This window comes from Dactylosporangium sp. NPDC000555 (genome assembly GCF_040300025.1).
Classification (GTDB): domain Bacteria; phylum Actinomycetota; class Actinomycetes; order Mycobacteriales; family Micromonosporaceae; genus Dactylosporangium.
Genome location: NZ_JBEPDB010000161.1, coordinates 1 through 7,399, shown reverse-complemented (window position 1 = coordinate 7,399; position 7,399 = coordinate 1). Strand labels below are relative to the sequence as shown.

Annotated in this window: 7 protein-coding genes; 3 read left to right on the top strand and 4 right to left on the bottom strand. The window is 72.0% G+C overall.

Going from position 1 to position 7,399, the window contains the following annotated elements:
- On the bottom strand, window positions 1–876 hold an 876-nt coding region (locus ABT297_RS42125; RefSeq protein WP_350559510.1), incomplete at its 3' end, for an FAD-dependent monooxygenase.
- Between the two features lie 68 nt (window positions 877–944).
- Between ABT297_RS42125 and ABT297_RS42120 the strand changes: the two genes are divergently transcribed.
- Entirely contained in the window at window positions 945–1,598 is a 654-nt protein-coding gene (locus ABT297_RS42120) for a TetR/AcrR family transcriptional regulator C-terminal domain-containing protein (protein ID WP_350559507.1), read from the top strand.
- 18 nt (window positions 1,599–1,616) lie between these two features.
- Complete coding sequence (locus ABT297_RS42115) at window positions 1,617–1,823, top strand: hypothetical protein (protein ID WP_350559504.1); 207 nt, start codon at window positions 1,617–1,619, stop codon at window positions 1,821–1,823.
- Window positions 1,824–1,834: 11 nt separating this feature from the next.
- Here the strand turns inward: ABT297_RS42115 and ABT297_RS42110 are convergent, their stop codons facing one another.
- Window positions 1,835–2,734, bottom strand: coding sequence for a Ppx/GppA phosphatase family protein (locus ABT297_RS42110; RefSeq protein WP_350559501.1), 900 nt, complete (start codon window positions 2,732–2,734; stop codon window positions 1,835–1,837).
- A 121-nt stretch (window positions 2,735–2,855) separates the two neighbouring features.
- The gene (gene fusA, locus ABT297_RS42105; RefSeq protein WP_350559498.1) at window positions 2,856–4,838 is read right to left on the bottom strand and encodes an elongation factor G; all 1,983 of its coding nucleotides are present in this window, start codon (window positions 4,836–4,838) and stop codon (window positions 2,856–2,858) included.
- A gap of 390 nt (window positions 4,839–5,228) precedes the next feature.
- Here fusA and ABT297_RS42100 point away from each other — a divergent pair, with 390 nt between their 5' ends.
- Window positions 5,229–7,106, top strand: coding sequence for a ricin-type beta-trefoil lectin domain protein (locus ABT297_RS42100; RefSeq protein ID WP_350559495.1), 1,878 nt, complete (start codon window positions 5,229–5,231; stop codon window positions 7,104–7,106).
- Between the two features lie 44 nt (window positions 7,107–7,150).
- Here ABT297_RS42100 and ABT297_RS42095 read toward each other — a convergent pair.
- Window positions 7,151–7,399: flagellar basal body-associated FliL family protein (locus ABT297_RS42095; RefSeq protein WP_350559492.1), on the bottom strand; the 249-nt coding region annotated here is incomplete at its 5' end.

Sequence of the window (7,399 nt, the reverse complement as noted above, 5' to 3'; positions counted from 1 at the left end):
GTTCAGGCCCTGCCCGCCGGCCGGCCAGTGGACGTGGGCGGCGTCGCCGGCCAGCAGCACCCGCCCGGCTCGGTAGCTCGCGGCGAGCCGGGCCGCGTCGTTGTAGCGGGAGACCCAGCGCGGGCTGTGCATGCCGAAGTCGGTACCGCTGACGGCGACGAACGCGTCGCGGAAGCCCGCGAAGTCGATGGCCGCGTCGCGGGGCACGACGCGGTCGTACTGGTTGATCATCAGGCGGTGCCGGCCCGGCTCGAGCCGCAGCACGCTGAAATCGCCCAGCGGCGCGCGCCGCTGGAAGATCGGGCCGTCCGGCGGCTGGTGCAGCTCCACGTCGGCGAGCATCGACGTCAGCGTCGCGTCGGTGCCGTCGAAGGCGATGCCGGCCAGGCGGCGTACCGCGCTGCGCCCGCCGTCGCAGCCCACGACGTACTCGGCCCGGATCGTCGCGCCGCCGGCCGTGGTCACCTCGGCGTGGCTCGCCGACCGGGTCAGCCCGGTCACCGCCGACGACCAGCGCACCCGCGCGCCGAGCTCGGCGGCGCGCTCCTCCAGCAGCGCCTCGATGCGCGCCTGGACCAGGCCCAGCACGAAGGGGTACCGCGTCGGCAGCCCGTCCAGGTCCAGCCGCAGCCCGGAGAAGTGCCCGCCCGGGACCCGCCGCCCGGCGCTCAGGAACCGCTCGGCGATGCCCCGGTGCTCCAGGATCTCCAGGCTGCGCGCGTGCAGGCCACCAGCCCGCGACTCCCCGCTGCGCCCGGCGGCGCGGTCCAGCACCACCACGTCGATCCCGGCCAGCCTCAGCTCGCAGGCCAGCATGAGCCCGGTCGGGCCGCCGCCGGCGACGACCACCTCGGTCCGCTCCATGTCATCCCCCATCTCTCTAACGACGTTAGAGTCCTCTCATGTCGTTCAGGATGCCTCTAATGCTGTTAGAGTGTCAACCCATGGCCATCAACCCGGACGTGATCGCCCGCGCGGGCCTCGAGCTGCTCGCCGAGACCGGGCTCGACGGCCTCACCATGCGCCTGGTCGCCGACCGCCTCGGCGTGCGCGCCCCGACGCTGTACTGGCACGTCAAGAACAAGCAGCACCTGCTCGACGCGATGGCGGCGGTGATGTTCGCCGAGTCGATCGAGGGCCTGGAGGCTCCGTGGCGCGCCGAGCCGTGGCCGGACTGGCTCGCCGCGCGCGCCCGCAACCTGCGGCGGGTCCTGCTGCGCTACCGCGACGGCGCCCGCGTCTTCGCCGGCACCAACCTCGCCGGGCCCGAACTGCCGCGCGTGATGGAGCTGACCCTGCGCACCCTGCTCGACGTCGGTCACACGCTGCCCGACGCCGCGCGCGGCGTCGCCGCTCTGCTGCACTACACCGTCGGCCACACCATCGAGGAGCAGGCCCGTCTCGGCGCCGAGTACGGCGAGCAGAGCCCGTACCGCCCGGAGCGCCTGACCGAGACCTTCGACCCGGCCCGCCACCCGCTGGCCGCCCGCGTCGCGACCGAGGTTCTCCGCGACCCCGACGCCGACTTCGAGCACGGCCTCGCCCTGCTGCTGACCGGCATGGCCGCCCGCCTGACACAGGGTGAGAACCGGCCGTGACGGGGTAACCCGATCGGTATGAGCGAAGAGAACGCCACGATGGGCACCACCGGGACGCCCGGCAGCGACGGGGCGTCCGTCATCGACGAGGAGGGCAGGGCCAACGGCTCGGCGCGGGGGATCCACACCCCGTACGGGCTGGGCGGCGAGCCCGACGATCCGGCCATGCCGTTCGACCGGAAGGTGCGCTCCGACGACAAGCTGCACCTGCCCCGCAACGCGTAGCGCGGCTGAGGTCAGCCCCTGAGCTCGCTGAAGCGGTGCAGCAGGAGGCCCTCCCGCAGCGCCCACGGGCAGACGTCCAGCGAGCGCAGGCCGAGCGACTCCATCACGGTGATCGCGGTGACCGCGCCGGCGAGCAGCTGACGCGCGCGGGCGGGGGCGACCCCGGGCAGCTTCGCCCGCTGCCGGGGGCTCATCTGCGCCAGCCGCGGCACCCAGCCGCGCAGCGCACGGCGGGTGAGCCGGTCGTTCTCGCCGGTCAGGCGGGCCAGCTGTTTGAACGTCTTCGACGTGCCGACGATCCGGTCGGCGCGGGGCCGGCGGGCCAGTTCCGCGGCGACCGGGCGCACCGCCGCGCGCACGTGCCGGCGGACGCGCTCGACAGCGTCGCGGCCGGCCGGGTGCTCGGGCAGGAACCGGCGGGTCAGCAGGCCCGCGCCGAGCGGCAGCGACACCGCCAGGTCCGGCCGCTCGTCGTGGCCGGCGGCGATCTCCATCGACATGCCGCCGATGTCGAGCAGCAGCAGGCCTTCGGGGCCGGCCAGCCAGCGCCGCACGGCCAGGAACGTGACCCGGGCCTCGTCCTCGCCGCTGAGCGAGCGCAGCTCGACGCCGGTCGCCTCGCGCACGCGGCGGCGGATCTCCGCGTTGTTCGTCGCGTCGCGGATCGTGGCGGTCGCGAGGGGGATGAGGTCGGCGGCCGGGTGCTCGCGGAGCGCCTCGACCGTGCATGCCACCGCCTCGACGACCCGGTCGACGCCATCGGGCGTCAGCGCGCCGTCCGGCGTGACGGACTCGGCGAGCAGGGTCGGCGCCTTGAGCCGGAACACCGGCCGCGGCGGCTTGCGCGAGCTGGCCTGGACGATCTGCAGATGCGCGGAGTTCGATCCCACGTCCAGCACGGCCAGCAGCACAGCGCAACCTCCCTGAAAAACCTCAACCGTAGCTGATGCGAGCCGGTGCGTACCCGTTGTTGTCGGCTTCACAGCAGGTCCGATGCGCATCCCGCGACACCGCGGGATGCGCATCGATCCCCTATCCGGCGAGCACCCCGGCCGGCGCCGGGGCGTAGCCGGCCGGGCGGGTCGTGAACGTGCCACGGCCCTGCGTGCGGCTGCGCAGCCGCGTCGCGTAACCGAACAGCTCGGCCAGCGGCACCGTCGCCGTGACGACGACCGTCCCGCCGCGGGCCACCGAGCCGGTCACCCGGCCGCGGCGAGCCGCGAGATCACCCAGCACGCCGCCGACCATGTCGTCGGGGGCGGTCACGGTGGCCTCGGCCACGGGCTCCAGCAGTACCATCTCGGACTCCCGGAAGGCCTGCCGCAGCGCCTCGCGGCCGGCGAGCCGGAAGGCCAGCTCCGAGGAGTCCTTCTCGTGCATCCGGCCGTCGGTGAGCGTCACCCGCACGCCCGTCACCGGGTAGCCGGCGACCGGGCCGGACGCGAGCGCGTCGCGGCAGCCGGCCTCGACCGCCCGCACGTACTCCTTGGACACGTGACCACCGACCACAGTGGACTCGAACACCAGCTCCTCACCGTCCACAGGAGACACATCGATGGTCACGTGGGCGTACAGGCCGGAGCCGCCCTCCTGTTTGACGTAGCGGAACAGCAGCCCGCGCACGCCGCGCACGAGGGTCTCGCGGTAGGCGACCTGTGGCCGCCCGACGCTGATCCGCAGCCCGTTGCCCGTCTGGCGCATCTTCTCCACCGCGACCTCCAGGTGCAGCTCGCCCATGCCGCGCAGCAGCGTCTGGCCGGTCTCGGCGTCGGTGCGCACGACCAGCGACGGGTCCTCCTCGACCAGCCGGGCCAGCGCCACGGCCAGCCGGCCGGTGTCGGCGCGGCTGCTCGCCTCGACGGCCACGGAGACGACGGGCGTCGCCGTGGACGGCGGCTCCAGCACCAGCCGGTGCCGCGGGTCGCACAGCGTCTCGCCGGTGCGGGCGAGCTTCAGCCCGACCACCGCGACGATGTCGCCGGCGACGGCGCGCTGCAGGTCGGTGTGCCGGTCGGCCTGGACCTGCAGGATGCGCGAGACGCGTTCGGTCTCGCCCGCGTTCGGCTCGAACACCTCCATCCCCTTGCGCAGCGTGCCCGAGTACACCCGCAGATACGTCAGCCGTCCGGTGGGGGCGGCGCTCACCTTGAACACCAGCCCGGCGAACGGCGCGTCCGGGTCGGCCGGGCGCTCCCGCTCCCCGCCGTCCCACTCGCCGCGCACCGGGGGCCGGTCCAGCGGCGACGGCAGGTACGCCACCACCGCGTCGAGCAGCTCCTCGATGCCCTTGTCCCGGTACGCCGAGCCGCACAGCACGACCACGGCGGTGCCGCTGAGCGTCAGCTCCCGCAGTGCCCCGCGCAGGGTCTCCGGGCTCAGCGTGCCGGTCTCGACGTACTCCTCGAGGGCGCCGCCGTGCAGCTCGGCGACCTGCTCGACGAGCGCCGCGCGCTGGACGGAGACCTCCGGAATCCCGGAGGGCTCCGTGAGGTCCCAAACGCCGTCGAACGCCGACTCGGCGCCCCTCGGTGCCTGCACCACCAGCGGGGTGACGTGCAGCCGGTCGCGGATCGAGGCCACCGCGGCGGCCAGGTCGGCGCCCGCCCGGTCGAGCTTGTTGACGAACGCGATGCGCGGCACGCCGTAGCGGTCCGCCTGCCGCCACACCGACTCGCTCTGCGGCTCGACGCCGGCGACGCCGTCGAACACGGCGACCGCCCCATCGAGGACGCGCAAGGAGCGCTCGACCTCGTCGGCGAAGTCGACGTGGCCGGGGGTGTCGATCAGGTTGATCCGGTGGCCGTCCCAGCCGACGCTGACCGCGGCGGCGAAGATGGTGATGCCGCGGTCGCGCTCCTGGGCGTCGAAGTCGGTGACGGTGGTGCCGTCGTGGACCTCGCCCTGCTTGTAGGTGGCGCCGGTGGCGAAGAGGATCCGCTCGGTGGTCGTGGTCTTGCCCGCGTCCACGTGGGCCAGGATGCCGATGTTACGGACGCGGTCCAGTTCGTTTCGCACTGTAGCCCCTTCACGGGCTCGTCACTCGGACAGGACAGCGCGATTCGCCCCGCGGGCCGAATGCTCAGCCGGACGCGGGACGCCCCAGTGTCGCCGCGCGAGCGGACACCGGGGGGAGGCAAGACACGCGAATCACCTCGTGCTGCGAGCGGGGAACGACGACAGCAGTGCGATACTGCACGGCCGGCTCCCCCCACTCGACGAGTTGTCTACCGAAGACGCTACGCCGCCGCGCAACCCGTTATTCTCGCCCCCAGGCGCACGCCGGGGACGCCTCGCTCGCAGTGCCGCGACGAGCCATTTGTTAGGAATATTGACAGATATATGGCGCCAGGGCTTAATACAAGTCCTGAAGTTACCCCGCCCTACACCCCGCCAGGAGGCGTGCAGATGGTCCCAACCCGGCCGTTGTCTGCGCTGCTCGTCGCGGCCACCGCAGCCGCCCTGCTCACGTCCGCCCAGCTCCCCGCCGCCGCGGCGGCGAGCTCTGTCCAGGTCTACTGGAGCTCCGAGTCCCGCACCGCGGGATACGAGCCCAAGAACGGCAACTGGTACACCAACCCCGCCGCCGGCCTCGCCGGCACCCCGTACCAGCTGTCCCGCCAGGCCGACATCACGGTCGGCGCGGCGTCCGGGAACGCCACCGTCACCGTCGACACCAACACGCGCTACCAGACGATCCTGGGGGTCGGCTCGTCGCTGGAGGAGTCGACGATCTACAACCTGTCGCGGATGAGCGCCTCCGCCCGCGACCGCGCGCTGCGTACCCTCGTCGACCCGTCCAGCGGCGCCGGTTTCAACGTCGCGCGGATCACGTTCGGCACGAGCGACTTCACCTCGCACGACTTCTACACCTACAACGACGGCCCGGCCGACCCGTCGCTGTCGCGCTTCTCCATCCAGCGCGACATCGACTACAACATCATCTCCACGCTCAAGCAGGCCCTCGCGATCAACCCGAACCTGCGCATCTTCGCCAGCGCATGGTCGGCCCCGCCGTGGATGAAGACCAACAACAACATCATCGGCGGCAGCCTCAACAGCGCGTACATCCCGACGCTGGCGACCTACTACCGGCGCGCCATCCAGGCGTACGTCGCGCAGGGCATCCCGATCTACGCGCTCACCCTGCAGAACGAGCCGCTGTTCTCCCCGCCGGACTACCCCGGCATGCTGGTGAGCGCCGACCAGGAGCGCCAGCTCGCCAAGGCGCTGCGCAACGAACTGAACGGCGCCTCCCTCGGTGCCGTCAAGATCTGGGCCTTCGACCACAACTTCAGCGAGGGGGTGTCCTACGCCGCGGGCGTCCTGGGCACCGCCTCCAACCGCAGCGACGCGTACGGCTCGGTGGACGGCATCGCCTTCCACGACTACGCCGGCGACCCGTCGGCGATGTCGACCGTGAAGGCGAACTACCCCGACAAGGACGTGCTCATGACGGAGCGATCCGTCTGGGGTACGGCGGGAGCCGACCGCATCGTGCAGTACTTCCGCAACTCGTCCACCCTGTACGAGGGCTGGGTGAGCATGCTGGACCAGAACCGTTTGCCCGAGCGCTGGTCCGGCTCGCCCGACCCGACCATGCTCGTGCAGAGCACCAGCAACCGTGACACCTTCTGGGCGCTGCCGGACTTCAACATGGTCGCGCAGTTCTCGAAGTTCGTGCAGCGCGGCGCCCGGCGCGTCTCGACCGGCTACGGCTCGACCGGCACGGTCACCAACGTCGCGTTCCTCAACCCGGACGGCACGCTCGTCACCGTGGTCGTGAACCAGACCTCGGCGAACCAGACGTTCACCCTGCGGGTCGGCACCCAGCAGTTCTCCAGCACCCTGCCCGCGAAGACCGTCGGCACGTACATCTGGGCCGGCGCCGACAGCGGCACCCCGACGACGCGCACCGGCCAGATCACCGGCTACGGCGGCAAGTGCGTCGACATCGCCGGCGCCAGCTCGGCCAACGGGACGAAGATCCAGCTGTACACCTGCAACGGCACCACCGCCCAGCAGTGGACGGTCGGCGGCGACGGCACCGTGCGCGCGCTGGGCAAGTGCCTCGACGTGGCCGGGGCGAACTCCGCCGACGGCACGAAGGCGCAGCTCTACGACTGCAACGGCACCACCGCGCAGCAGTGGACGGCCGGCGCGAACGGCAGCCTGCAGTCCCTCGGCAAGTGCCTGGACGCGGCCGGCCCCAGCTCTGCCGACGGCACGCAGCTGCAGATCTGGTCCTGCTCGGGTGGGGCGAACCAGCGCTGGAACCTGCCGTAACCGTTTCCGCGTGAGCCCGGGCGCCCCGCGGCGCCCGGGCTCGTTCACTGGATCACGAAGGTGGTGAAGTAGATGTCCATCACCTCCTTCTTCTTGTCCTTCGTGTAGGCCTCCACGACCTTCGCGACGAGGTCCTTCTTCGTGCGGTCGCGCTCGGCGTTGGACATCAGCTCGTCCATCTTGCGGCCGCTGTAGAGGTCGATGGCGATGTCGAGGGCTTTGCTGCCGTCGGGGGCTTCGGCGGCCTCGGTGGTGGCCTGGAGGGTCAGTTTGAGTTTGAGGTAGTGGCCGTC